This is a genomic window from Shewanella glacialimarina, from assembly GCF_020511155.1.
GTDB lineage: Bacteria > Pseudomonadota > Gammaproteobacteria > Enterobacterales > Shewanellaceae > Shewanella > Shewanella glacialimarina.
In genome coordinates this window covers 1,368,988-1,395,291 of the sequence record NZ_CP041216.1, presented here as the reverse complement: position 1 = coordinate 1,395,291, position 26,304 = coordinate 1,368,988, and the positions used below count along the sequence as shown (strand labels likewise).

The following is a 26,304-nucleotide window of genomic DNA, read 5'->3' as shown; positions in this document are numbered from 1 at the left end:
ACTATGAAGTACAAATTAAACTTAATTACCCTAGCCTTATTAGCGCCAGCCAGCTTTACCGCTATGGCCGGAGGTTATGGCTTAGCCAATGCTAATACTGATAATGTAAAATTTGATGCATGGGCTTGTAAAGGATGTGCTGTTGCAACTAGCACAACTGGCAGTATTGGCGTTGGTGTGGGTCATAACAGTCAAAGCGACATAAAGTCAGCTAATGCCTTCAAAAGTGATAATAAATTTGCAGGCAAGTTAGATGCCGATATCAATTATCGCGGTACTCAAGGTTATCGAGCACAGTTAGACGCTACCGATATTGGCATGGACAATGGTCGTGCTGATATTAATGTGGGTAAGCTGGGAACCTATAACCTAAATTTCAATTATCGCTCAATTGCTAGCTATAAAACCAATACCGCACAGACGCCCTACCAAGGCGTTGGTAGCAGCGATTTGACCTTAGCCGACAACTGGATAACCGCGGGTTCAAGCTCACAAATGCCTATGCTTTACTCAAGCTTAAATCCATTTGAATTATCACTTAAACGTGAAAAAACCGGTTTAGGCATTGAATACCAAACGGAGTCACTGTTCACAACCTTTGTTAATTATCAGCGTGAAGATAAAACGGGTCTTAAGCAAGCATCGGGGAGTTTTTTCAACCAATCTATCATGCTACCGCAGCCAGTGGATTACACCACAGACACACTAGAAGCCGGTATTAAGCTTAAAGGTGACAATTGGTTTACTAGCTTAAACTACAATGGTTCATCATTTAAAAATGCTAACAACCAATTAAGTTATGACAGTACCTTTAACCCTACCTTCGGTGCTCAAACACGTGGTTACATGTCATTAGACCCAGATAATGAAGCCCATAGCGTATCACTTATGGGTCAGTTCAATGACTCTGTGACTGCGGTATCGGGTCGCTTAATGCTGGGGCAAATGAGTCAAGACCAGGAATTTGTAACATCGGGTTACGGATATCAGCTGCCGTCTGAGTCATTAGATGCCAGCGTTGATATAACAGGCTTAAACTTAAAAGCAGTCAGCAGAATTAGCCGTACGCTAAGATTTAATGGCAGTTATGATTACAACGACAGAGAAAACAACACTCAAATTGAGCAGTGGACTCAAATTAGTATCAATAATGTTAACGGTCAAGTGGCTTATAATACGCCCTATGATCACACTTCACATCGCGCTAAGTTAGCTGCCGATTATCGAATCAACTACGGTATTAAATTAGACGGGGGTTATGAATTCAAACGTGATGAGCGAAGCTATCAAGATCGTGAAATCACTGACGATAATAACCTTTGGGCCCGAATTCGTGTCAATAGTTTCGACAATTGGGACATGTGGGTTAAAGGCAGCTTTAGTCAACGAGATGGATCAGACTATGAAGTCTCTGAATGGACATCAAAAGAGCAGAATCAATTACTGCGTAAATACTATCTCGCTGACAGGGACAGAAGTCAGGTTGAAGTTCGTGTAAGTCATACGCCAATTGATGAGCTAACTATCGATTTTGGTGCGCGTTATGCACTTGATGATTACACCAATACCGAAATCGGTTTAACTGAATCTAAAGACACCAGTTACGACGCAAACTTAAGCTACATGTTCAGTGCCGATGTGATGCTAAATGCATTTTATAATCATCAAGTTATCGAGTCAGCTCAATCGGGTAGCAGTAACTTCGCTACCGCGACTTGGCAGGCTAATATTGAAGATGCGGTTGATGTAATGGGTGCTGGGCTAAGTTACAACAACTTAATGGATAGCCGTTTACGCCTAGGCCTAGACTACACCTACTCAGATTCGGATAGCACCACACAGGTTAGGCAAGGTATAACCGGCGACTATGGTGATTACTTTGCCAAAGTGCATAATGTTAACCTTTATGCGCAGTATCAAGCTACTGACAAAATGGGTTTACGTTTAGACTATAAAATTGAAAAGTACCTAGATAATGATGCCGCCAACGACATCGCCCCAGATGCTATTTGGAATATCGTTGGCTTTGGTAGTAATAGCCATGACTATACAGCACATATGATCATGCTAAGTATGAGCTATAAGCTATAACGACTGTGGGAATAGCAACTAACTAAGTTAGAACCCAAAGTTAGAACAATAAATAAGCTAAAAAACGCTAATCTACCATCAAGATTAGCGTTTTTTTTGTAAAGCTCTTGCATTACACTATCAATTAACATTATATTAACAAATGAATTATCTTGTGATTGAAATTTGGGCAAATGGAACTTGCCTAGATTTATTTATGCCTTTAAACCGACCCAGGTTTTGGATTGAAATTAATCAGTTTTTCCCGCAACACATCCGCTTCTGTTGATAATCCACAATAAGATAACAGCAAACAAGCACACTCTGCGGTACACAAGCCTCCTTCAATTTGATTTCTTCTTAAACTAAAAATCGATGGGAGTTCATTCACTAGGGTAATCTTAGTCAATTGATGCAAATAATCACTTCGATTATATATTTTACGTGCTTCTTGCCATGTTGAATCAATAATAATCACATGGCTAAATTCGGCTAACCTGTGTGCATTGTCATTATCGATATCAATAAAACGTTGCTGCGGTGCTTGAATATGATTTAATGCCGAGTGTTCTTGTTTGGGAAATAATAAGCCTACCTGCTTAGTCGCTAACTTATCGAGTAAATAAGGATTGGGGTTAACTCTATCCCACACAACAACCTTAACTTGACCCAACATCACCTCGCGAACCAACTTACCCGAATTGGTTTTACGGTCTAACTCTCGTTGATGGGTGAGTAATATAATGTTCATTTAACCCTTTACGTATTTCTGGTGCGTAGAAAGTAAAGCGCTGATACTGTTATTGTTATCGAAAGTACAATGGTTATTAATGCTGAAGTTGTTCATCAATAAAGGCGCACCATTCATCTGTACTGCGTTGAGGAACTGACTTATCGCCTCTAACACCTAACTTAAATTCAACAACACTTTGCCATTCGTTACCGCCAATATCAGGCCCGTGGCCTTGACCATCACCCGACGTTAACACTGCTTCAACTTTTTGATACCAAGCATCTGAACATAGTATTTGAATGGCATTAACACTTTGATCACCTGGTGGAATGGTTAACACTTTAGGCGCGTTAGCGTCATTACACCCCAACAACATAAATGCTATTAAAATGGTTACCTTATCAACATAGCGCATAGGCCACTCCAGTTTTGATTAACGTAACAGCGCTAATAAATCATCCGCACTGCCTTTCCAAGGGCCTTTTTGGCCATCGGAAAGAATAGAGTCTGCTAGTCCTTGCTTATGTTGCTGCATAGCTTGGATTTTTTCTTCCACTGTGCCCTCGGCAATTAACTTATACACAAAAACGGGGTTTTGCTGACCAATACGATACGCCCTATCGGTTGCCTGGCGCTCTGCTGCTGGGTTCCACCAAGGATCATAATGGATCACAGTATCAGCCGCCGTTAAGTTAAGCCCTGTGCCACCCGCTTTTAAGCTAATCAAAAATACTGAGTTATCACCTTCTTGGAAGGCATCAATCTGATTTTGGCGCTGTTTGGTTTGGCCGGTTAACTTACTGTAACTAATACCCAATACGTTAAGTTCTTGCTCGATAAGCGTTAACATTGAAGTAAATTGGCTAAAAATAAGTACTTTACGCCCTTCTTCTAACATTTCTGGCAAGTTTTGCACTAACCAGTTGAGCTTAGCGTTATCTTTTACTTTTTGTGCTTGTTCTAATTTCACTAATCTAGGATCACAACAGGCCTGACGCAGCTTTAATAACGCATCTAAAAACTCAATATGACTACTCGACACGCCTTTTTTAGCAAACAATTCGCGCAGTTTTTTCTCCATCACAAGACGGATAGACTCGTACAAATTACGTTGATCTTTTTCAAGTTCCAATGACTGGATAATTTCAGTTTTTTCTGGCAGCTCAGCAACCACCTGCTTTTTAGTCCGTCTTAACATAAACGGTGAAATACGCTTACTCAATAAGGTCGACTTATCGGCGTCACCTTGTTTTTCAATCGGGCCTCTAAACTCTTTATTAAAATAAGTGTGCTGGCCGAGCAGCCCTGGCAAGCAAAAATCCATTAATGATTTTAGTTCGCCTAGGTGGTTTTCCAGTGGCGTACCTGACAAACACAATCTAAAACGTCCTTTCAAGGTTTTAATCACTTGAGTCACTTTAGCTTGGGCATTTTTAATCTGTTGAGCCTCATCTAATATAATGTGCTCAAAAACATGTTCATGGTAAATATCTTCATCACGCATAATTAATGGGTAAGTGGTCACTATCACATCGTACTGTTCTAGCTTGTTTAACCATTGATGGCGTTGACTGCCATGGATCACTATAACTTTCAAACTAGGAGTAAACTTTTCAGCTTCTTTTTGCCAGTTACCCACCAGGCTGGTAGGACAAATAATCAAGCTGGGTTTACGATCATTAACGGCGGTATGCTGTTTCACATACAATAAAAATGCTAACGCCTGAACTGTTTTACCTAGCCCCATGTCATCAGCCAAAATACCCCCTAGTTGGTATTCTTTAAGAAAACATAACCAGTCCACTCCCTGCTTTTGATAATCACGTAAAGTGGCATTTAAGCCTTGGGGTAATTCAATCGGCGTAATGCCGTTAAAAGAAGCTAACTTGCTGGCAAGTAAACGTATCCGCTCGCCATTGAGTAAGCGTACTTCACTGGCGGTAAGATCATTTAACAAATGAGCACGATTGCGTGGAATTTGAATTGTATCGTTAGAGTTGCGATTAAATAACTCTTGGATCACTGAGATCAATGGCTTAATTGATTTGGCTTTAATTTTAATAAAGCGACCATTATCACTGGGTAATATCAGCTCTTGTTCGTCATCGGGTTCACCATGTTGCTGTAACCATTTTGCTACCAGCGCTAATAATGAAATACGCTGGCCATCAATATCGGCATTTAACGACAACGAAAACCAACCTGACTCATCTTCATCGACAAGATCGACCGCCAGCTCGGCATCAATAATATGTAAGTCAAAGTCATTATCAAACCGAACATCAAACCCTTTTTCGATAAGGTCCTCAGCTCCTTCAGTTGATAATTCAGCCCAGGCCAAAATGGCTTCGGGCAATAAACCTTGGCTTAAAAAATAGCGTTTGCCCTGATTTAAATCTAAAAGCTCATTTAACACAGGAAGTAAATTCAGTTGATGTAATTCACTCAAGTGCTGCTTTTCAAACTCAACCTGGCGATGGACTTGATATTGCACATTGCTTTTTTTGAACAAACTGATGTGTTCAAACTGCTCACTGGCATCAAAACGAAGATCCCCATAGCAAAATTCAACCCTTATTGCAGGCTGCTTTAACAGGCTATCAGTGCGATTAATCAAACAAAATGTCAGCCGGGTTTTCAGCGCTTGGCTAATTTCTTGAAATTCAATTTCACTCGGAATGGGCACTATTTTAGACGGGAAATGTTTTAATAAAGCATGGCTTATTACATCCAACTTACCTTTGGGTACCGGGGGCATTTTTTGCAATAAAGTGAGTCGACTAACCGACAAATCAGTGTCAATTTGCCCTAGCTTTAAATAGTCGAGTTCGATAAACAATGGCGGCTCAGTTGCAATAAACTCCCAGTTATTTAATCCTGGCATGGTCATCTGCATTTGAGTGTGGTTTTTTTCCATATCGGCCCATATAAACTCAGGGGTAATGCCGTCACAGGAAACTAGCGGGAACCGGTTATCTTCCCAAAAAGCCACATCAGCTTTCATCATTTTCATTAAGGCTAAATAGCCAATTTCGCCTTCAAGGTAAACCTTGTTACCTTGCAAATTATTGGCAAATAGTAACCCAATAATTTGCTTATCTTCCGGCCCTACCCACCAAGGCAGATGCAAACGTAAGTCACTAATGGCGAGTTTACTACCGCGGTTGTACATGCCCTTTTTATTCAGCTTGCTACTTTTTAACTCAACATATACGCCTTGGGGATCACTTGATAAACAGTAAATAATACGATCTAGAACTGCTTCCTCATCAGAATTAGCGTAGAGTTTATCTAATCCATCTAGCTGGGTTAACCACTGGAAAACCCTTTGTTCTTCAACCGGTTTATTATCTATTAGTGCTAACAAGGCTGCTGCAACATGTTTACAGTCTCGCCTAACGGGACACGTGCAATAAGAGCGCATAATCACTTTGTGATTCACATTGACTAAGCTAATGTCTTGTCTATACGGCTCATCCGCAGCACCTTGGGTATAGGCTTCTATATTGTGGTTGTCGTGGCTAGCGGTCACTTCCAGCACACGCCCCTGGATCAAGTAGTTTTGCGCTTTTTGAATTTGAATAGCGGTAAACAATTTAGCCAATAATTCATGAGATAACTTGATAGGAAGATTAAACAGTTTAGCCGACATTCATTACACCCAGGTGCGCCGCTGAAAATGCTCAAGATAGCGGCAAAAAAGTTAACTTGCCATTTTATGGAAGAATCACGCTAATATCTATATAAATCGAGATTATCTGCGCTAGCGAACAAGTATCTTTGTCGTTACAATCGTATTTTTCAAAGCCACACTCACTGAAACAGGTCATATGAAACTCAGCCACCGTTTATCCAGTCTTGCTAATATGACCTCATCACACTATGACCATATTTGGGATTGTTGTTGTGATCATGGTTTGTTAGGCACTGAGTTGCTCAACCGCCAGTTAACCAAGCAGGTTCACTTTGTTGATATTGTGCCTGAGTTGATGCAACAGTTAGAACAAAAATTAAGCCACTTCTATCCGATTACGCCTCACACAGAATCTCACTGGCAGGTACATTGTTTAGATGTCGCAGAGCTACCGTTAGACAGTTTTAAGGGACAGCATTTAATTGTTATTGCCGGTATAGGAGGCAATTTAATGACGCAAATGGTGGCAGGCATTATTAATGCTCACCCGTCTTTAACGTTAGATTTTTTACTGTGCTCAGTTAATAATGTCGCAAAACTCAGGGCAATGCTCAATGCTAACCATTGCCAATTGATTGATGAGCAACTTATCAGCGAAAACCGCCGTTACTATGAGTTACTTTACGTCCGTCGGCCGGCAACTAACCTGGTAAAACAAACATTAGCGCCATTGATAAGCTTATTTGGCGATAAGATTTGGCAAAGTCATTGCGCTGAGCAATCGGTTGTTATCGAGCGTTACCTAAAGAATATGCTTATTCATTATAGAAAAACAGCCAACAGTAAATCGGCAATGGATATCAGCTTATATGAAGGCTATCAGCACATCGCCGACAGCCTTCAGCTAGCGTCTGAAGTCTAAAGACTAATCGTTAACATCTCGCAATTAACTCAGTGCTTGCTCGATGTCATCAATCAGATCTTGCACATTTTCAAGACCCACTGAAATTCGTAACAGATTGTCAGTGATCCCTGCTGCCAGTCTTGCATCGGGAGAATAAGGAGAATGAGTCATCGACGCTGGGTGCTGAATAAGTGATTCGGCATCGCCCAAGCTAACGGCAATGGTAAACAGGCCTAAACGGTTAACAAATTTCATCGCATCTTGCTTGTCACCTTTTAACTCAAAGGCAATAACTCCGCCAGCACGCTTCATTTGAGTGCCAATGAACTTATGTCCGGCATGTTTGGTTAAACCTGGATAAAACACCTTGCCAAAGGCCGGATGTTTATCTAAATACTCAGCTAATACCTCAGCATTGTCACAATGACGCGCTAAACGCACATCTAAGGTTTTTAAACCGCGTAATATTAACCATGCATCATGCGGTGATATCACCCCGCCAAAGTCTTTCAGTATTTCATATTTAAGTTTATGTAAATGCTCACTACTGCCACACACAATGCCGGCTATGACATCACCATGACCATTGAGGTATTTAGTCGCACTGTGGATCACCATATCGATCCCCATTGCCAGCGGTTGCTGCAATAAAGGCGTCATAAAAGTGTTATCAACAATCGATACCAAGTTATGTTTTTTAGCGATTTGAGCCATTGCCGCTAAATCAAACACCTCTAAGTGCGGATTTACCGGTGTTTCACAAAAAAGTACTTTAGTTTGCGGGGTAATCGCCGCTTCTATCGCCGCTAAATCAGCAAAATCAACTAGGGTGGCTTTTATGCCTAAACGGTTCAGCTGGATTGTCATTAATGCAAAGGTACAACCGTAAACGGCCTTAGAAGCCACTAAATGATCACCAGCTTGCAAATGGGTAAGCAAAGCACTTGATACCGCCGCCATACCTGAGGCACACGCTGCGGCGTCTTCAGCGCCTTCTAGCAGTGCCATCTTACGTTCAAGCTCTGAAGTGGTTGGATTACCTAAACGGGTATAAATATAGCCAGCTTCATCTCCCGCAAAGCGTGCTCCACCTTGTTCTACGTTATCAAATACAAATGTGGCACTTTGGTAAAGCGGGGTAACTAACGCGCCAAAGGCTTCACGCTGATGACCACCGTGAATAGTGAGTGTCGCTAAATCCCAATTGCTTTGCTTGTTGTCTTGCATCTTGTTCTCCTAGCTCACTTTAGTTGTAGTAGTTATAAGGTAGTGAGCCGATTTAAGATACAGTGGAATAAGATATAACCAATATGGATAAGCAAAATAGTTTCGGGCAAGATGTAAATACAATGTTACATAACCTAGATGATAGCGATATGAGTAGAGCATGTTACTGATTAAAGCCTAAGTTAACTCAAGCCTTAACCATATATCTGATGCTTTGAACTAAAAGCAACAAATTAAAAGCTTTAGACTAAACAATTTAGGGTAAAGCCTGAGCCAAAAGATATAAAATAATTTTAGATCCGTCGCCAAATCTCGGTCTCTTTTAACACACCATTTTCAACGCGCTTTGTATGCAGTTGGTTTTGCTTAAGCTGATATTCAAATTTGAAGCTTACATCTTCAGCTACTCCAAACGAATTAAGCTCCGGGGTTTCAATATAATATTTATCGGTAAGATGATAAGTACCGGTTCCCGCAGCCCAAAATTGTTTAGAGCCCTGGACAGACTTCATCGTGGTAAAACTGAAATGACTTTTAGATATTATTTTGATCGAAGTTAAATCTAGACTTTTATAATCGATCCATTGCTGCTTGTCATCAAGATATTGACCTGACACTAGCTGCCATGTACCGATTAATGGATTAGATTCAACGTGTTCCTGTTCAGCATAAAACACTTCAAGCTGAGTATTTAACGGAATAGCTTGCCCCGTTTGAGCTATAGTCAGGCTGACAAGAATCAGTAATAAACTACAACGGCAAGCTAATAATAGAACATTTGAAGATGAGAGAACGGATTTGATATGCATAACACTACTTCCTTATAGCATTGATCATAAATAGGGTGTGAAGGTAAATTAGCGCAAAGCATACCTTAAAATCGTCAACAGTAAATACACTAAAGTCTGCATATCAGTCTGTGTATGAAAGTGACTTGAGCTGATAACGTAAATCAATTACCGCGTACTGACTAGTGAGTCAGCTAATCGAAGCATCCCCTCGTCAATCGATACCAGAGGTTGGTAACCTAAGTCTTTTTTAGCGGCGCTAATATCAAAATAATGACTGGTTGATAACTGCTTAGCGACAAACTTGGTCATGATTGGTTCTTCGGCTTTATTTAATGCCAAATAAACAGATTCAAGCAAGGCGCCTACACCATAAGCTAATCCCGCTGGTACTCGCTTACTCACCGGAGGTAAATCAACACAGGCTAATATTTTATTGAGCATTTGCGCCATGGTAATAGGTTGATCATTACTGAGAAAATACGCTTTACCCGCAGATTTTGCCGCTGAGGTTAAATCAACCGCCGCTAGAAGATGCGCATAGGCCGCATTGTCGACATAAATAGTATCGACTAACTTATCCTGCTTGCCGACCAGCTTTAAGCGCCCTGCTTTGGCTCGTTCAATCACCCGTGGGACAAGGTGGGGATCATTCGGCCCCCAGATAAGATGCGGTCTTAACGCGGTAGTCTTTAAATGTGGACTATTAGCCGCTAGCATCATTTTTTCAGCAATCGCCTTAGACTCACCGTAATAATTTAAATAGCTTTTGGCATAGGGTGCCTGTTCATTGATACCATTCTCATCCTCACCGGCAAAGGTCACACTTGGGGTACTGGTATAAATTAAGTATTGAATATTTAATCGTTGGCAGGCGTTAATAATGTTATCTGCGCCATCAACATTAGGTGAAAAATAACTCTGTTTACTGCCCCAAACTCCAGCCTTAGACGCCACATGGAATACCAGATCACAGCCTTGCATCGCCTCAGTCACTTGCTCAGGGTTAGCAATATCGCCTTGAATTAAGTGCACGCCCATCTGAGTTAATTTAGGGTAATCACTTCTTGCAAAACCCACCACGGCAATACCTGCGGCAATGAGTCGTTTACAGATAGCAAAACCTAAAAAACCCCCTGCACCTGTGACAAAAACCTTCGCCACCTTTTGCTTGAGTTGATTTAGTGCAACTTGCTCTTCAATTGGATAATCTGTCAGCATAGTGTGTTGTTCAAACATTATTCTTTCCATTCTTTTTGAGCCCAAACTGCTAATTTTTCACGAAATATTTTAGCATTATGACGCACATCAACCGGGAATTCTGGATGAATTAAAAAGCGGCTTATCCCCTGGGTATGTGGATGAGCATTAGCAAGTTCGAGTAGGGCTTGATACAGCACTTTTGAGGTTGAGCACACCACCCCTTTATTCAGTTCTATACATAAGAGTGGCACAATACTGCCATCAATAGTCACTGGCACTAACGCTGAACGTTTCACTTGCTCATGGGTATTAAATACGCGCTCGCAAGGAATAGAAAAATACCGTTTTTCATACTGGCCCTTCACGCTGGCATCTACTCTGTGGGCTTTTCGGCCGCACATCCACAGTTGGTTATTCTCATCAAGGTAGCCAACATCACCCATTCGGTGACGCATCTGCGTGCCGTCTTGTATTTTTGCCCCTGCGGTGGCGCTATCACGTTGATAGTAGGCCTGGCTGACCATGCCACCTTTCACCACAATTTCGCCTATTTGATTAGCGGGTAATATTAAATCGTCTGTCCAATGGGCTATTGGCGCCTCAACGATATCGATTATCGCTATTTCAACACCCTCAATGGCCTGACCGACACAAATGCCTGCGCCTTGATCGGTTTTATCGGTTGTAGTGAATAATGCGCTGCTGGCAATTTTACTGATGGGCAACGACTCGGTCGCGCCATAGGAATTAAGCACTTCAACGTCAGGCTCAAGCATATTGCTGAAACGTTTGATAGATGAAATAGTTGCTGGCGCGCCGGCTGAAATAACCCGCTTTACCGAGGTCAGCTTATGTTGAGTTTGCTCGCCAGCCTGGCCTAATCGTTCAAGAAGTGCGGGGTTAACAAACATATTGCTGCATTGATATTGCGTGATTGCCGCAAATAAGTGTTTCGGCTCAGCCGTAATAGGCTTACTGGCATCCATGTCAGGCACAATTGAAGCCATGCCTAAGGCGGGGCCAAATAATGAAAACAGCGGGAAAGTGGCTAAGTCGCGTTCGCCAACGCTAATGCCATAGTCATTTCTTAAGGCACTGATTTGGGCCTCAAACATTTTATGGCTGTAAACCACGCCTTTGGGCGTGCCGGTACTGCCACTGGTAAACAGAATTGCGGCCATCTCATCTTCGGCTAATTTAACCATAGGATAACGATTGTACTGGGTACCATTAACCTGTTTTAACGACTCAATACTGAGGCAACCCGCTAGCCAGCGCTCAACGCGATTACCGCCAACATTAATGCAATACTTGACTGATTTTTTTCCCCAACCGAGTATACGTCTTGCTATATGGGCTTTAGGTATACCAATAAAGGCGTCAGGTTTGGCTTCAATAAAGCATTGCTTTAGATTGTTAATCCCCATACCTGGATCAACTAAAATGGGAATGATACCGGCTTTAAAAAGTGCAAAAGTAAGATTGAAAAAAGCGATATTTGGCGACACCATTAATACCGCTTTCATGCCCTGTTGAATGCCAGCGGCGTTGAGCTTATAGGCCATCTCGTCGGATTGTTTATGCAGTTCGGCAAAGGTTAACTCTTGATATTGATACTGGCCGTAGCTTTTAGCCTGTTGCACTGCTACCGCTAATAAATCAGGGCTGTGCATAGCGGCATTCACTAAATGCTGACACAAATTAGCATATTCAGTTACTGAGTTAGGCTGCGTGTGTTGATCCGCTGTTGGATCAGGCAAAGATGTTGAGTTAGTCATAAATAGCTGAGTTACTTAATCAAAGTGGAATAAAAATAATGCCAATTAAATCAATTTGCCGTTATTACCGATAAAAATTCTTAAGTCTTTAATAAAAAAGGCTCCGAAGAGCCTTTAGTTTTGCTTGATAAAACCTTGAATTAGCTCAATAACATCGTCACTGGCGTCTTCCAAAATATAATGTCCACAGTCTGCAAACTCATGAACTTCAGCGTGGGGCATACGTACTCGCCACTCGGCTAAAAAGTGTTTATCAAACACAAAATCTTGTAAACCAAAACAAATCAAGGTGGGCACATCCGCAAACTTAGCTAGGCTATCACCAATGTCAGTGACTAAATCAAAGTTACGATCACCTGGTTTTAATGGGATATCCTGCACAAAACGAATGGTCGAAATACGGTTTTTCCACGAATTAAATGGCGCGACATAGGCTTCACGCACGGCTTTATCCATAGGTTTGCGCTTAACACCGACATACGATGCGGCTGAAGAAAATGCATTTAAACCGCGCACTAACAAGGTGCCTAATAAGGTTTCACGGCAAATCCACAATGCCCAAGGAAACGGCTTAGACTGAGGTAAATGAAACGCTGCGGTATTTAAATACACTAAACGTTTAATTCGCTCAGGATGACGTGCAGCAAAGCCTGTGCCTATCATCCCGCCCCAGTCATGACAGACTAAGGTAATGTTCTCTGTAATACCTAAACTGTCTAGTAGGGCTTCTAAATCATCAATACGATTGTTTAGGGTGTAATCATAATCAGGATCATTTGGTTTGTCGGATATTCCACAACCTATATGATCAGGCACAATACACTGATGATTAGCACTAAGCGCACTGACTAAGTTGCGAAAGTAATAACACCAGCTTGGATTACCATGAACCATAACAACAGGTTCGCCCTGGCCTTCATTAATATAATGTAACTGATGGCCATTTCTATCTAAAAAATGGCTTTCAAATGGCAGTAATGACTGTAATTGTTCTGTGTGCGACGTCATGATGTGTCCTATTGAATGCTTATTGTTTTATGTTCAATGAGTTGTGTTCAATTAATAAGGGATTTTTACCACTTAATCCCTAACATCATGCAGTTCAAACCACTGCCAATACCTAAAAAGCTGACTTGATCGCCTTGACGTAAAAAGCCTTCATCATGGGCCATAGCCGCAGTAACGGGTAAAGACACCGTGCCCATATTGCCTAAGGTTTGATAGGTTGGATATTCTTTTTCTTGCGGAATGTTTAACGCATTCAACACTTGCCTACGATTAGATGCCCCTACCTGATGGCAAATGACCTTATCAACCTGTTCCACAACCCAATCACGCTGTTCTAGAAAATGATCCCAGGTATGCTTGGCTAAGTCGACGCCTTCTTTTAACAAGGTTACCGCATCGGTACGCATAAATTCGCGGTACAACATATGCCCCGCTTCCTGTAAGCCCCACTCGCATAAATTGTGATGCTCGGGTGCTGAAAGATGACTTGCGCCTAATAATTGGTGCTGACGAGTATTTTTAAGCGATAAACTGCCATCAGTCAAAATAACTGCCACCGCGCCAGAGCCACCTGTTAAAGTAGCTAATGACTGGGCAAAATTTTGCATAGTCGGTTCAGCCAACATATGGTCTATGGTTGCTTCAACGATATCGCGAGCAGATTCACAAGACACCACCATACCGGCTTTAATTTGTCCAAGTTCAATACGGTTAGCAATATCTAAAATACCGGATAAAACGCCTAAGCAAGCATTACTGATATCATAAATAGCAGTATCTTTAGATACACCTAACTTAGCGGCAATACGACAAGCCGTTGCCGGTTCGTGTTGGTCACGGCACACTCCGGTATAAACCACAGCCCCTAAGTCGCTCACATTGATGCCGGTTTCATTCACTGCTTTATTTGCCGCAGCAATTGCACCGTCAGATAGACGATAACCTTTAGGCCACCAGCGGCGCTCAGTGATGCCCGTTAAAGCAGCAAGTTGCCCCATAGGTATACGAAACTTTTGATATAAAGGCGCAAGACGAGATTCGAGATCTAGACTTGTGACAATTTGAGGCGCTAGCTCATAAGCCAGACTATTGATAAACACGCGAGAGTATTTCATTAAACCATTTGTTCACTTTTACTCAATACCACTCAGATTTGGCTTAAATATCCAAAGCACAGGGTCATTTATACCAAGATGTCGTTACACAAACATCACTGTTGGGTGGCTTGATTTGTTGTAATTCACTAATAACCCGACATTTGAACAAGAATGGCTTAAAACTGCAATAAAAAACCGTTAAAACTCACATGGTTTTGCTATTTAATTATTCGCTTGCTGTAAATTAAGTTTGCGCTAGATAACTGAATCAATCAGACTTTTATAAAATAAAACAGTCTAAACAAAAGCTTAATAACATAAATTAAACCAAATGTGTTTTATAGGCATGGATTAAAGCATTTCTTGGGGTTATTTCAGTTGGACAAAATTCCGTCAGTGTTACCTGGTAACCTTGCTCGTTTAAAAAGCACACTCTATCTATTAACAACCATTGCTCGATAGCTTGCCTGAATAAATGTCGAACCAGATCGATCCGCTGGGTTAACCTCTGACGGTTAAGCCCTTGCTGAAGATAATCATCAAAAATAGTATCACTGGGTATAGATATACTTTTCTGGGCTGCTGCCCAAAAACAAAAATCACTAAACGAACTGGCTAACTGGCTTTGCTTGATGGTGGGTATGGGCAAATATTGATCCGATTGGCGTACTGTTCTTTGCAAACTATCAAACCCTAAACGCCATGCTATTTCTTGTTGTCTTAGGACATTGTGTTTTTGATTGGCAATCACGCTTTGCTGCAATGGCAATTGTAAATCATGTCGGGACAAGGTTAATTTAGCTTGTTTTGCGATACTTGATAATGGCTGATAATGGCTATCTTGAATTAAATGATAACAACATGGCGAAATTGAAATAATCTGGGTACCTGCTTCACAGGCCAAGTGAAGTAAACGAACATGTAAATCGCCACAGGCATGCAAAGCCACTGCATGTTGTGTTTGTTTAATCGGCGAAGTATTTGCGCCAACATCGGCAAACGCATCTGCACAAAAAAATTTCTGGTCTAACTGCCATTTATCAGCAAAAGACTGCCCTTGCTCACAGAGATCCTGTTGCCACTCTAAGCTGGTCACAGAACCTTGTTGTGTTTTTGCAATCAATCGGCCTAAATGACCCTTACCTGCGCACCACTCAAGTATTGGAAGGTGGTCATGGTTATTAGCAAAAGCCTGCTCAGTAAAAGCAATAATTTGTTGCCATTTACGGCCTTTAATATGACCACTAAAATGTTTAAGAGCAGACTCATCAATGGGCTGATTTATTTCCGCTGCCAACTCATAAGCTTGGCGATTAAGTAACGGCAGCAAACTGAGAGTCTGGTGCTGTTTTGCAGCTTGCAAATCCTGTTCTAATGCCGGCAGTAAACTGCTTAACAGTAACGAGGGGTTACTGTCTATTAGATCAATCTCAGTATCAGGAATGCGCCATAGTTTGGCTGCTAATGTTGGAAATGCTTGTTGCCAAGGCAGGTACTTGCAATCAAATGCCACCACCTGCCATAAAGGCTGAGTCAACGCTAATAACTTGGATAATTGGCTTAGCCGAGTAGCGTAATCTGGCTTGATAACATCTTTTAGGGGGAGCGCTGCAGATTGCGTTAACTCGCTATCTTGCTGAGATATTTGAACCTGTTCGGCCATAATGACAGTTAACACATTAGCAAATCGATAACTGCAATTGTAACAGCTCAATTTTAAACATGGTAATATCGCGTTGTTAACCTCATTTAATCAATAATTATAGGTAAAATTAAATGCACTCTCCTTGTGTCGCGCGATGCGGCTTAAATGAAGATGACTTCTGTATGGGGTGTTATCGACATATCGATGAAATTGTTATCTGGTCACAGGCCAACGATCAACAACAGCAACACATTTTGGATCAACTAGAATCTCGTAAATTACAGTTTGCTGACAGTAAAAATAACCAGGCTCTATCAAGAGCTAAATGGTTAGATGCTGAAAAAAGATTACTTTAGGCAAACATCACAACATTATTAATGTATTAACTGGCACTCTCAAGCAAACGTAAACAATAGCACTCAGCTTGACCCATTAACGGCATTCAAGCTGATATGGCTATTGGCACTATGAATAAACAAGCTTACTTTTTCATCATCGACTTTAAATTGGCAAACGGATTATGGGTCGCGACATCTTGCTTGTTTTCTGTAGTACTGCCATAACGAATTAACTCTTCAAAACGCGAATGCTCATTATCATGACAATATAAACACAACAATTCCCAATTAGTGCCGTCCGATGGATTGTTATCGTGGTTATGATCACGATGATGTACGGTTAACTCACTCAAGTTTTTATGGGTAAACTCTCGAGTACAGCGTCCGCAAACCCAAGGGTAGAGCTTTAACGCCTGTTCACGATAACCGGTCTCACGCTTGGCTTTATAGTCTCTTGCTTCAGCCAATACCTTGTCTAATTTGCTCTCACCAACCATGTCGAATCTAACCTCAGCATAAATAAATTGCCCCAAGGATAATAAGGCTTATCGCTTGGGGCAATGATTTTGTTTTGTTAATGCACAAATGTGCAGTAATTAGCGTTAATTAATCGACAAGTTCCGCATGAGACAAGTGCACGTAATGCAAATAACGCTCATATTGAGTGACAATATCAGCTGTAATTTGCTCTTGAGTGTAACCCATCACATCATATTGCTGACCACCGTGCTCAAGGAAAACCTCCACACGATAATAAGCTTGATCAGAGCTAATATTCTCTTCTGTTGTGCCCGTAACTGTGTAAGCTCGTATTCGAAGGCCATATACAAACGATAATAAGTCATCGGGACCAATAACTAACCTAACCCGCTCATCCTTAAAAATAATATCCGCTAATTGGCCCTTGCTTATTAAGGTATCTCTCATCTCTGTTAAAGCCGGTTGAGCTATGGTATCAAGATAATTTTGTGCATCCTCTCTAGTGGGCATAGACACTAAAATATCTAACCTGTCTTGCCAGGTCATATTGGCCTTAACATATTGCACGCTGGTATTGTGCGACTGCACGCTGTTGATTTTAAGCCAATCATCTTTTAATGCTTTATACAGACCCACACACATCAATAGCATCACGATTAAAAATGGCATTGCACTGGCGATAGCGGCCGTTTGCAGCGCTTGTAAACCACCCGCCACCAACAACACAGATGCTACAACACCCTGTAATGCCGCCCAAAATATACGTTGCCAAACCGGAGCATTATTGTCACCGCCCGAGGTTAAATTATCAATAACCAGTGAGCCAGAATCAGATGATGTCACAAAGAATGTCACCACTAAGCAGACAGCAATTGTTGATAAAATCGTCGAGAATGGCATGTGTTCAAAAAACTTGAACAGTGCAACTGATACATCACTGGATACCGCTTCAGATAAATAACTCGCACCATGATTGGCAATGGCATCGATTGCCGTATTACCAAACACTGTCATCCATAAAAAAGTAATCGCTGATGGCACAAATAACACGCCGATTAAGAATTCACGAATAGTACGACCGCGACTGACGCGCGCAATGAAGGTGCCCACAAAAGGAGACCATGAAATCCACCAGCCCCAATACAATAAAGTCCAACCGCCTATCCAGTCATCTTTTTGCTCATAGGCATATAAGTTAAAGGTTTTACCAACAATCTCACTTAAATATCCACCGGTGTTTTGCACAAAAGATTGCATCAACAACACAGTTGGCCCCAGAACCAATACCGATACCATTAATAATAATGCTAAACCTAAATTCAACTCACTTAAGCGTTTCACCCCTTTATCGAGTCCTGAAAACACCGATAAAGTGGCCATGCCTGTAATAATCACAATCAACACCACCTGCACTGTGGTGTTGTTAGGCAGGCCGTCAATAAGATAGCTCAAACCTGAGTTTATCTGCAGCACACCAAAACCTAATGACGTGGCCACACCAAACATGGTGCCAAGTACCGCAAAGGTATCAACGGCATGACCAATTGGGCCATAAATCCGCTCGCCAATTAACGGGTATAAAGCGGAGCGAGGTAATAAAGGTAATTTGTGTCGATACGAGAAGTAGGCTAAAGACAATGCCACTACAGCATAAATAGCCCAGGCATGAATGCCCCAGTGGAAAAAAGTAATCTTTAATGCATCTTTCGCCGCTTTAATCGATTCAGGTGATGCATCGGGTGGCGCCAGGTAATGCATCACAGGCTCAGCAACACCAAAGAACATCAGGCCTATGCCCATACCTGCCGAAAACAGCATGGCGATCCAACTTTTATAACTATAATCTGGCACAGAATGCTCTGGCCCCAACTTAATATCTCCAAAGCGGCTCATCATGACAAAAATGATAAACACTAAGAAAATGGCAACGCCTAATATGTACATCCAACCCGTTTTCACTTCTAACCAGTGTTGTACTGATTTAAAAAACAAGCTAGCTTCAGTTGGTGCGATGGCGCATAGTAAAACCATCATGGTAATAAGAATAACTGAAGAGAGAAATACAGGCGGGTTGATACTTGTCTTAATAGACATAATGTCTCCCGTAAAAAGTAACACTTTGTACCAAAAAGTTAATTAAAGAATAGGTGTTATTCTTTAATTAAAACGGCACAAAAATTAGTGGCTAATACTAGCATAACTGACGGCTATTTAGTGCAGGCATGCGGATAAACATCACTCTAGTGCGGTAATCGAACATTTTTATTGTGTATGTGTAAAATAAAAACACCTAATCAGTTAAAAAGCCGTAACTGTCGACCAACGCAAAATGATTGCCAATCTAGCCGAGCATGCGTTGTGCTGCAAACCATGCAGAAATTCAATGTGCCTAACATGGGTATTGCGCGTTAGTTACTGCGGTTAGTTTAGGTGATAAAGCTGTAGTAAAAATATGACGATTGCGCCACAGGCAATGAAGATAAAAACTTGAAGCAAACTAAGCCATAAAGTAAAGTTAGCCCCCTTATTTCGTCAATGGGTGTTGTTGTACTTCTATCAACATTAATCAATACTCATTGAGGCGCTTTTTTATTATTACGGCAAGCCTAAATGACCTCGAATATAACCCGTCAAGCTGATGCATCAGAACAAAGTTTATTGCGCATTTTTACTGTGCCAGAAGATGCTAAGTCGACCTTAAGTATTATCGAACAAAAGCTTTCCCAAGACTTAGCTGGTTTTTTGGGAAACAGCATTGCCGCGTTAGAAAAACCATTGGCAGAAATAGAAACCGATTTTCAAGCGTTTGAAATACCTGCTGCGCCACGCTTTGTATCTGATTATACAGATGAAATCATGCAAAACTTAGTGGCTCACTCAGTGCATACATCAGCGCCGAGCTTTATTGGCCACATGACTTCTGCCTTACCCTATTTTGTATTGCCCTTGTCTAAAATGATGGTTGGGCTCAATCAAAACTTAGTTAAAATTGAAACATCTAAAGCCTTTACCCCGCTTGAGCGTCAGGTTTTAGGCATGATTCATCATTTAATTTATGATCAAGATGAAACTTTTTACCAACAATGGATGCACAGCGCCAATCATTCTTTAGGCGCATTTTGCTCTGGTGGTACAGTGGCCAACATTACTGCACTGTGGATAGCACGCAATCAAGTGTTAAAAGCTGAGGGAAGTTTCAAAGGTGTAGGCCGAGAAGGCATGCTTAAAGCACTACGCCATTATGGTTATGATGACTTAGCAATTTTAGTGTCTGAACGAGGCCACTATTCATTAGGTAAAGCCGCTGATTTACTCAGCATTGGTCGGGATAATATTGTGAGTATTCCTACGGATGCCAATAATAAAGTCGATGTATCCGCCATGCGTCAAGCCGCGTTAAAGCTTAAGCAAAATAATATAAAAGTAATGGCCATAGTCGGCGTTGCTGGCACCACAGAGACAGGTAACGTAGACCCACTAACCGAGTTAGCCGAACTCGCCACAGAACTTGGCTGCCATTTTCACGTTGACGCAGCCTGGGGCGGCGCCAGCTTATTGTCCAATAAGTATCGTCATTTACTTAAAGGAATTGAACTGGCTGACTCAGTGACTATTGATGCCCATAAACAAATGTATGTGCCAATGGGTGCTGGTATGGTGTTATTTAAAGACCCTGAACTGGCACATACTATTGCCCATCATGCGGAATATATTCTCCGTGTGGGATCAAAAGATTTAGGCAGTCAAACCCTGGAAGGTTCGCGCCCAGGTATGGCGATGTTAGTGCACGCTTGCCTGCAGATAATTGGTCGTGATGGCTATGAAATACTCATTAATAACAGCCTAGAAAAAGCCCGTTATTTTGCAACGATTATTGAACAACATAAGGATTTTGAATTAGTCACTGCGCCTGAGTTATGTTTACTAACCTATCGCTACGTCCCCGCATCGGTACAAGCAATACTAACAACAGCCATCTCGAATCAAGACACAGAGTTAGTTGCAACAATCAACGAACTACTGGATGGATTAACTCAATTCATTCAAAAACATCAACGTGAACAAGGCAAGTCATTTGTGTCACGAACACGGATTAAACCGGCAAAATACTTGCGCCAACAAACCACAGTATTTCGTGTGGTACTCGCTAATCCGTTGACCAGTCATCAAATATTGCATGATGTGCTCACCGAACAAGTCGAAATTGCAGCGTTAGACAGCGAATATTTACCACAGCTGTTGGCGTTGTAGAGCACAGACTCATAATAACTTCGATGTTTATAGCTTGTTAGCGACCTTCTCGTCATCCCGGCAGTGTTTTTAAGCCGGGATCCCGGTGTTTTCTTTGTACTTTTGTACTTTTGTACTTTTGTACTTTTGTACTTTTGTACTTTTGTACTCATGGCCTACGGCCACTGACGTCATGGCGCTTCGCCCACACCAGACCAAGAGGAAACAAACGGCTGTTTCCTCTTTACTCTTTATAAAAGAATTAGCCCAGCCGCCCCGCAACATTTTCGCTCTTTACAAAACAACAGCGGCGAAAAGTCGCCATGGGGTCAGATTTAACTTTGACCTACATTTGCAGACTTCTTCAGCCTTATTCGAAAATGCTATAGCTTCCGATGGTACATCTGATGTGAATGGATTCACGAATGTCGTGATGGCCGGATGCCAAGGAACGACCTGTACCGCGAAAGCTAGCGAGCCATCCATGGCCAGCTCACGCATTCTTTTATAAAAAAGTCTTCAACGGCCTCAAGTTCAAAGCTGAATTTTACCATTTGCATACATGACTAACTCATTTTTGAATATAAAGTGAGTAGTGGGATGAATAAATCGATGTTGCTCTACCATACTCTAATGCCAGGTTTTAGTTGGCAAAAGTTAGTTGTCTAAATTGGCGATTCAGAAGCAAAATCAACTATTTTTTGTCCTTTAAAATGGATTTTTAAATACCAAATCGTAAGTACTGATAAAAATTTCTGTAACTTACCAAATGCTTAAAAGGCTCAATTAATACTGAGGTAATTTCTCTCGCGAGTCGGCTAAGAAATAATACCTTCCTGCGTTAATATTTCCTTAGTAATAGCTTGGCGAAATGGCAAGCTATTAGATGTAGGAATATCAATGTTCATTGCAAAAAACCATACATTATCATCGAGTTCAACCCAACCTACCCACCAACCGATACCAGTCTTAGCTCTAACCGCATAACCGGTTTTAGCACGGATAATATAGTCACCATTGGCTTCAGTGAGCATGGCTTTCTTGACAATACGCTGGCTACGCTCGGATACATTTATTTTATTGTGATACAAGCGACGCAAGAAATTGATTTGTTCAGTTGCAGAGATACGTATATCACCGTCCAGCCAGAAACTCTCTAAATCCCCAGATATGTTCTCATTGCCATAACCGAAAGAAGCAATCATCTTACTCATTCGTTTTTCACCAATTTGGCGGGCAAAATCTTGATATACAGGGACAACAGAATATTTCATCGCAGTTATCATGGTTTGATCATGATTCCAGGTTAGAATGTCTCTCTTTTTACCATCCCATTTAAAAACTTGAAATTCATCTTTGACGACACCGAGTTCAAGAGAAATCAAACTATTAGGAATTTTAAAAGTCGAAGCAGGTAAATAGCCTTGGTTCGCGCGTTGAAGGCTGTTAGTTAAGCCTTGTTGCTTATTTTCGTTCCATAACACCATCACGCCTTGGGCCTGACGTTGAGTAAAATGACTATCCCAACGGGGAGTTTCGATCCACTCTTTTGCGAAAGTAGGTAACACGAACATTGACGCTACAATACATACAGCCAATATAGCTAAACGATGCATAATAAATCCATATATAAACTAATAAGTTGATTTTAACGACCAATATTATCAGCTCATTGTTGGAAGTTCTAGAAAACAAATCTGATCAATTATGGCAAAAAAATGGCAAAAATGTTTTATATCCATAACCCATTCATAGAATCTAAACTGTCCATAACGATATAGGAATTAACTTTTATTACATATTTTTTATACTCAGCTGGCACTGCAACATAAGACAATGATCTTATAAAATAAATAATATGAGCCAAAGAATCTACCTACTTTCCGAATCCCCCGCTCTTATAGCCGCGTAGCGGACTAGCAGGATTAAGTCCGTTCTAGTATCTATGTTCGTCGTTAGCTTTTATCTATTTATCACTCAATATGTAAGCTAAATTACAGACGTAAAAAAGCCCCAACTATTGTTGAGGCTTTATCACACCATTCTTCATTAAAAAGAGTTAAGTATGTAATTTCTTACTATAAATAATGGTACCCGAGGCCAGACTGCACTGACAACGGAAAGTGGCACGCTTGCTTTAGCGTGCCTGCTAATTCAAACATTAAAAACCTACAGACATAAAAAAGCCCCGACGCAATGTCGAGGCTTGTTTATCCATCACTCAATCCAGATATAAAATATCAAGGTGAGTCTAATAATGGTACCCGAGGCCAGACTTGAACTGGCACGCTTATTCAGCGAGGGATTTTAAATCCCTTGTGTCTACCGATTCCACCACTCGGGCAAAGTGTTGTTTTAATGGCTAAAGACATATTAGCAATCAAACTCAATTTAGTGGAGGCGCGACCCGGAGTCGAACCGAGGTCGACGGATTTGCAATCCGCAGCATAGCCATTCTGCCATCGCGCCACAACGTAAAAAAGGATTTGGAGCGACATATCAGGTTCGAACTGATGACCTATACCTTGGCAAGGTATCGCTCTACCAACTGAGCTAATGTCGCGTAAATCTGATTAACTCGCTTTAAGCACTAGGCTGTCTAGCTGTTAGTCTCTTGTCTACGGGGGTGCATTTTACCGATTTCATCCCCGGTGTCAATTGCTGTTTTTATTAAAACTTATCGTTTGCGCACTAAATAATCTTATTGAAGTATTTATGTGCTATTCCGCGGTTAAATCATTCCAAGCCGCTGAAATGTAACTTATCATCGACCAGAAAGTCAGCAATGCTGCCACATAGAACAACACATAGGCCATATCCGTTAGAAATGGCGTAGGTTGCCAAATCAAACCGACTATCGCGGCCATTTGGGCTGCTGTTTTATATTTGCCAATCCAGGACACGGCAACAACACCACGTTTGCCTATTTCAGCCATCCACTCTCGTAATGCTGAAATAACAATCTCACGCCCAATCATAAACAATGCGGCTAGAGTTAAATAAATATTATCATTTTGCTGAACCAACAAGACTAATGCAGTCGATACCATCACCTTGTCTGCAACTGGGTCTAAAAAAGCACCAAAACGGGTTAGTTGACCTAATTTACGGGCAGCATAACCATCTAATGCATCCGTCACCGCAGCAAGCCAGAAAATAAATGCTGCAGCAAAAGGTGCCCAAGTATAGGGTAAATAAAAGAAAAATATAAATACAGGCAGTAGCACTAAACGAAACAGTGTTAATGCAATAGGTAAGTTAAACGGCATAAATAGACCAATTATTCGTAAGCTGCGCCAATCTTGCCTTAATTTTAGCCCCCTCGCAATGTGTCATGAATCGTTTGTGCCATTTCTAGGCTAATTCCGGGAACTTTTGTTAATTCTGCCACACTGGCACCCTTTACTTCCTGTAATCCGCCCAAATGTTGCAATAAAGCTTTACGTCTTTTAGGTCCAACACCCGCTATCGATTCTAAAGTTGAAGTATTACGCGTTTTCTGACGTTTATTACGGTGTCCTGTAATAGCAAAACGATGAGACTCATCTCGAATATGCAACACAAGGTGAAATGCGGGTGAATCACTGGCAATTTGAATAATTTCTTCAGAACCACCTAATACAAAGGTTTCTAACCCCGCTTTACGCCCTTCTCCTTTCGTTACCCCCACAATCAAAGGTGGTTTAGCTAAATGGGCGCATTTTTCATCAACGATATTTTGCGCAATACGAAGTTGGCCTAGCCCACCATCAATAAATAAAATATCAGGCACCTTGCCGGTTTCATCAATTCGGTCAAAGCGGCGGCTAATTGCTTGTTCCATTGCAGCATAATCATCTCCGCCCGTTATACCATTGATGTTATAGCGTCGATAATCCGCTTTATGCGGCCCTTCACGATTAAACACCACACACGAAGCCACTGTACTCTCACCCATGGTATGGCTGATATCGAAGCATTCCATACGGTTTATTGGCGTAGACAGCTCTAAGGCCTCTTCTAGTAAGCTAAAACGTTGTTCAATTGTATTCTTGTGTGACAATCTGGTAGCCACGGCATTACTGGCATTTGTTATCGCTAAACGTAAAAAGTTAGCTCGCTCACCACGAACGTGTGTTTTTATCGAAAACTTTTTCTGTAACGCCTGTTCTATTGAGGCGGCGACCACTTCCATCCCGTCAAATTCGTGGCTGAGAATCACTTCTTTGGGCACTGTGCGCTGCACGTCTTCATTTAAATAAAACTGCCCCAAAAATGATGATAGTACCTCATCTAACTCTGTGGCCACTGGCACACTTGGATAATAACTGCGGCTACCAAAAATCTTACCTTCGCGAATAAACAGTAAGTGGAAACAGACAATTCCAGACGCATAATGCACGCCAATTACGTCCATATCACCTTTATTATTAGAGACTTCTTGTTGCTCACTCACTTTACGTAATGCGCTAATTTGGTCGCGGTATTGAGCAGCTTGCTCATAGGCCATGTTAATAGCAGCGTGTTCCATTTTAACCACTAAAGTGCTGATCACCTGCTGATCTTTACCACGTAAAAATAACGTGGCTAATTTAACCTGCTCTTGATAATCATCATCAGACACAATACCAACACACGGGGCGCTACAACGGGACAATTGATACTGTAAACACGGGCGAGATCGAGACTTGTAGTACAGGTCATCACATTGACGAATAGGAAATAACTTCTGCATTAAATTAAGGCTTTCGCGAACAGCTCCGCCGTTAGGATATGGCCCAAAATAATGACCTTTCTCGCGCTTTGCTCCGCGATGATAAGCCAAACGCGGATGTTTATGGCCACTCAGTAAAATATAAGGATAAGACTTATCATCACGTAACAATACATTGTATTTAGGCATGTACTGCTTGATATAGTCATTTTCTAAAATAAGTGCATCGGTTTCGCTGTGGGTAACTGTGACATCAATATGATCAATATTAGCGACTAATGCCTGGGTTTTTACATTGGGTAAATTAGACCGAAAATAAGAGGTTAAACGCTTTTTAAGGTCTTTGGCTTTGCCAACATAAATCACTTTGTCGAGTTTATCGTACATACGATAAACTCCAGGTGATGATGTTACAGTGCTAAGGAATGGTTTAGATTGGAACCCGTCAGACATAATTGATTACAACACATTTAATG

General features: G+C 41.4%; 19 protein-coding genes and 3 tRNA genes. 4 read left to right on the top strand and 18 right to left on the bottom strand.

What is annotated here, in order from left to right:
* Positions 1 to 3: 3 nt before the first annotated feature.
* Entirely contained in the window at positions 4 to 2,091 is a 2,088-nt protein-coding gene (locus FJ709_RS06050; RefSeq protein WP_226414414.1) for an MtrB/PioB family decaheme-associated outer membrane protein, read from the top strand.
* 202 nt (positions 2,092 to 2,293) lie between these two features.
* Here FJ709_RS06050 and FJ709_RS06045 read toward each other — a convergent pair whose 3' ends face one another.
* The 3 genes from FJ709_RS06045 to FJ709_RS06035 all read right to left on the bottom strand — a co-directional run bounded on the left by FJ709_RS06045 (position 2,294) and on the right by FJ709_RS06035 (position 6,455).
* On the bottom strand, positions 2,294 to 2,821 hold the full coding sequence (locus tag FJ709_RS06045; protein ID WP_226414412.1) for a tRNA-uridine aminocarboxypropyltransferase: 528 nt from the start codon (positions 2,819 to 2,821) through the stop codon (positions 2,294 to 2,296).
* A 76-nt stretch (positions 2,822 to 2,897) separates the two neighbouring features.
* Complete coding sequence (locus FJ709_RS06040; protein WP_226414409.1) at positions 2,898 to 3,218, bottom strand: hypothetical protein; 321 nt, start codon at positions 3,216 to 3,218, stop codon at positions 2,898 to 2,900.
* Positions 3,219 to 3,236: 18 nt separating this feature from the next.
* Positions 3,237 to 6,455 carry a DEAD/DEAH box helicase gene (locus FJ709_RS06035; RefSeq protein WP_226414407.1) on the bottom strand — a complete coding sequence of 1,073 codons (3,219 nt, stop codon included), beginning with the start codon at positions 6,453 to 6,455 and terminating at the stop codon, positions 3,237 to 3,239.
* 178 nt (positions 6,456 to 6,633) lie between these two features.
* On the opposite strand from FJ709_RS06035, the gene FJ709_RS06030 reads away from it, so the two are divergent.
* Positions 6,634 to 7,359, top strand: a complete 726-nt coding sequence (locus FJ709_RS06030; RefSeq protein WP_226414406.1) for a tRNA (adenine(22)-N(1))-methyltransferase — start codon at positions 6,634 to 6,636, stop codon at positions 7,357 to 7,359.
* Positions 7,360 to 7,383: 24 nt separating this feature from the next.
* Here the strand turns inward: FJ709_RS06030 and FJ709_RS06025 are convergent, their stop codons facing one another.
* The 7 genes from FJ709_RS06025 to FJ709_RS05995 form a co-directional block, all read right to left on the bottom strand.
* Positions 7,384 to 8,568 (bottom strand): trans-sulfuration enzyme family protein, encoded by a 1,185-nt coding sequence (locus FJ709_RS06025; protein ID WP_226414403.1) that lies wholly within the window; start codon positions 8,566 to 8,568, stop codon positions 7,384 to 7,386.
* Between the two features lie 293 nt (positions 8,569 to 8,861).
* Complete coding sequence (locus FJ709_RS06020) at positions 8,862 to 9,377, bottom strand: hypothetical protein (RefSeq protein WP_226414400.1); 516 nt, start codon at positions 9,375 to 9,377, stop codon at positions 8,862 to 8,864.
* A gap of 147 nt (positions 9,378 to 9,524) precedes the next feature.
* Complete coding sequence (oleD, locus tag FJ709_RS06015) at positions 9,525 to 10,595, bottom strand: 2-alkyl-3-oxoalkanoate reductase (protein WP_226414397.1); 1,071 nt, start codon at positions 10,593 to 10,595, stop codon at positions 9,525 to 9,527.
* Entirely contained in the window at positions 10,595 to 12,337 is a 1,743-nt protein-coding gene (gene oleC, locus FJ709_RS06010; RefSeq protein ID WP_226414394.1) for an olefin beta-lactone synthetase, read from the bottom strand. Before oleC ends, oleD begins: the two co-directional genes overlap by 1 nt.
* Positions 12,338 to 12,451: 114 nt before the next feature.
* Complete coding sequence (locus FJ709_RS06005; protein ID WP_226414391.1) at positions 12,452 to 13,345, bottom strand: alpha/beta fold hydrolase; 894 nt, start codon at positions 13,343 to 13,345, stop codon at positions 12,452 to 12,454.
* Positions 13,346 to 13,410: 65 nt separating this feature from the next.
* Entirely contained in the window at positions 13,411 to 14,460 is a 1,050-nt protein-coding gene (locus FJ709_RS06000) for a 3-oxoacyl-ACP synthase III (RefSeq protein WP_226414388.1), read from the bottom strand.
* 304 nt (positions 14,461 to 14,764) lie between these two features.
* Positions 14,765 to 16,120, bottom strand: a complete 1,356-nt coding sequence (locus FJ709_RS05995; RefSeq protein WP_226414385.1) for a methyltransferase — start codon at positions 16,118 to 16,120, stop codon at positions 14,765 to 14,767.
* Between the two features lie 98 nt (positions 16,121 to 16,218).
* Between FJ709_RS05995 and FJ709_RS05990 the strand changes: the two genes are divergently transcribed.
* Positions 16,219 to 16,443 carry a DUF1289 domain-containing protein gene (locus FJ709_RS05990; protein WP_226414382.1) on the top strand — a complete coding sequence of 75 codons (225 nt, stop codon included), beginning with the start codon at positions 16,219 to 16,221 and terminating at the stop codon, positions 16,441 to 16,443.
* 125 nt (positions 16,444 to 16,568) lie between these two features.
* Here the strand turns inward: FJ709_RS05990 and FJ709_RS05985 are convergent, their stop codons facing one another.
* The gene (locus tag FJ709_RS05985) at positions 16,569 to 16,922 is read right to left on the bottom strand and encodes a YajD family HNH nuclease (RefSeq protein ID WP_226414380.1); all 354 of its coding nucleotides are present in this window, start codon (positions 16,920 to 16,922) and stop codon (positions 16,569 to 16,571) included.
* A 109-nt stretch (positions 16,923 to 17,031) separates the two neighbouring features.
* Positions 17,032 to 18,999 (bottom strand): BCCT family transporter, encoded by a 1,968-nt coding sequence (locus FJ709_RS05980; protein WP_226414378.1) that lies wholly within the window; start codon positions 18,997 to 18,999, stop codon positions 17,032 to 17,034.
* Positions 19,000 to 19,515: 516 nt separating this feature from the next.
* On the opposite strand from FJ709_RS05980, the gene panP reads away from it, so the two are divergent.
* A complete protein-coding gene (gene panP, locus FJ709_RS05975) occupies positions 19,516 to 21,156 on the top strand; it encodes a pyridoxal-dependent aspartate 1-decarboxylase PanP (RefSeq protein ID WP_226414376.1) in 1,641 nt (546 codons plus the stop codon).
* Between the two features lie 797 nt (positions 21,157 to 21,953).
* Here panP and blaOXA read toward each other — a convergent pair.
* The 6 genes from blaOXA to uvrC form a co-directional block, all read right to left on the bottom strand.
* The gene (gene blaOXA, locus FJ709_RS05970) at positions 21,954 to 22,751 is read right to left on the bottom strand and encodes a class D beta-lactamase (protein WP_226414374.1); all 798 of its coding nucleotides are present in this window, start codon (positions 22,749 to 22,751) and stop codon (positions 21,954 to 21,956) included.
* A 642-nt stretch (positions 22,752 to 23,393) separates the two neighbouring features.
* A tRNA-Leu gene (locus FJ709_RS05965) sits at positions 23,394 to 23,479 on the bottom strand.
* A gap of 51 nt (positions 23,480 to 23,530) precedes the next feature.
* Positions 23,531 to 23,604: transfer RNA gene (locus FJ709_RS05960), tRNA-Cys, on the bottom strand.
* An 18-nt stretch (positions 23,605 to 23,622) separates the two neighbouring features.
* A tRNA-Gly gene (locus tag FJ709_RS05955) sits at positions 23,623 to 23,698 on the bottom strand.
* Positions 23,699 to 23,855: 157 nt separating this feature from the next.
* Positions 23,856 to 24,404, bottom strand: a complete 549-nt coding sequence (gene pgsA, locus FJ709_RS05950; RefSeq protein ID WP_226414372.1) for a CDP-diacylglycerol--glycerol-3-phosphate 3-phosphatidyltransferase — start codon at positions 24,402 to 24,404, stop codon at positions 23,856 to 23,858.
* 44 nt (positions 24,405 to 24,448) lie between these two features.
* Positions 24,449 to 26,281: an excinuclease ABC subunit UvrC gene (gene uvrC, locus FJ709_RS05945; protein WP_226414370.1), complete on the bottom strand. Its 1,833-nt coding sequence runs from the start codon at positions 26,279 to 26,281 to the stop codon at positions 24,449 to 24,451.
* Positions 26,282 to 26,304: the final 23 nt, after the last annotated feature.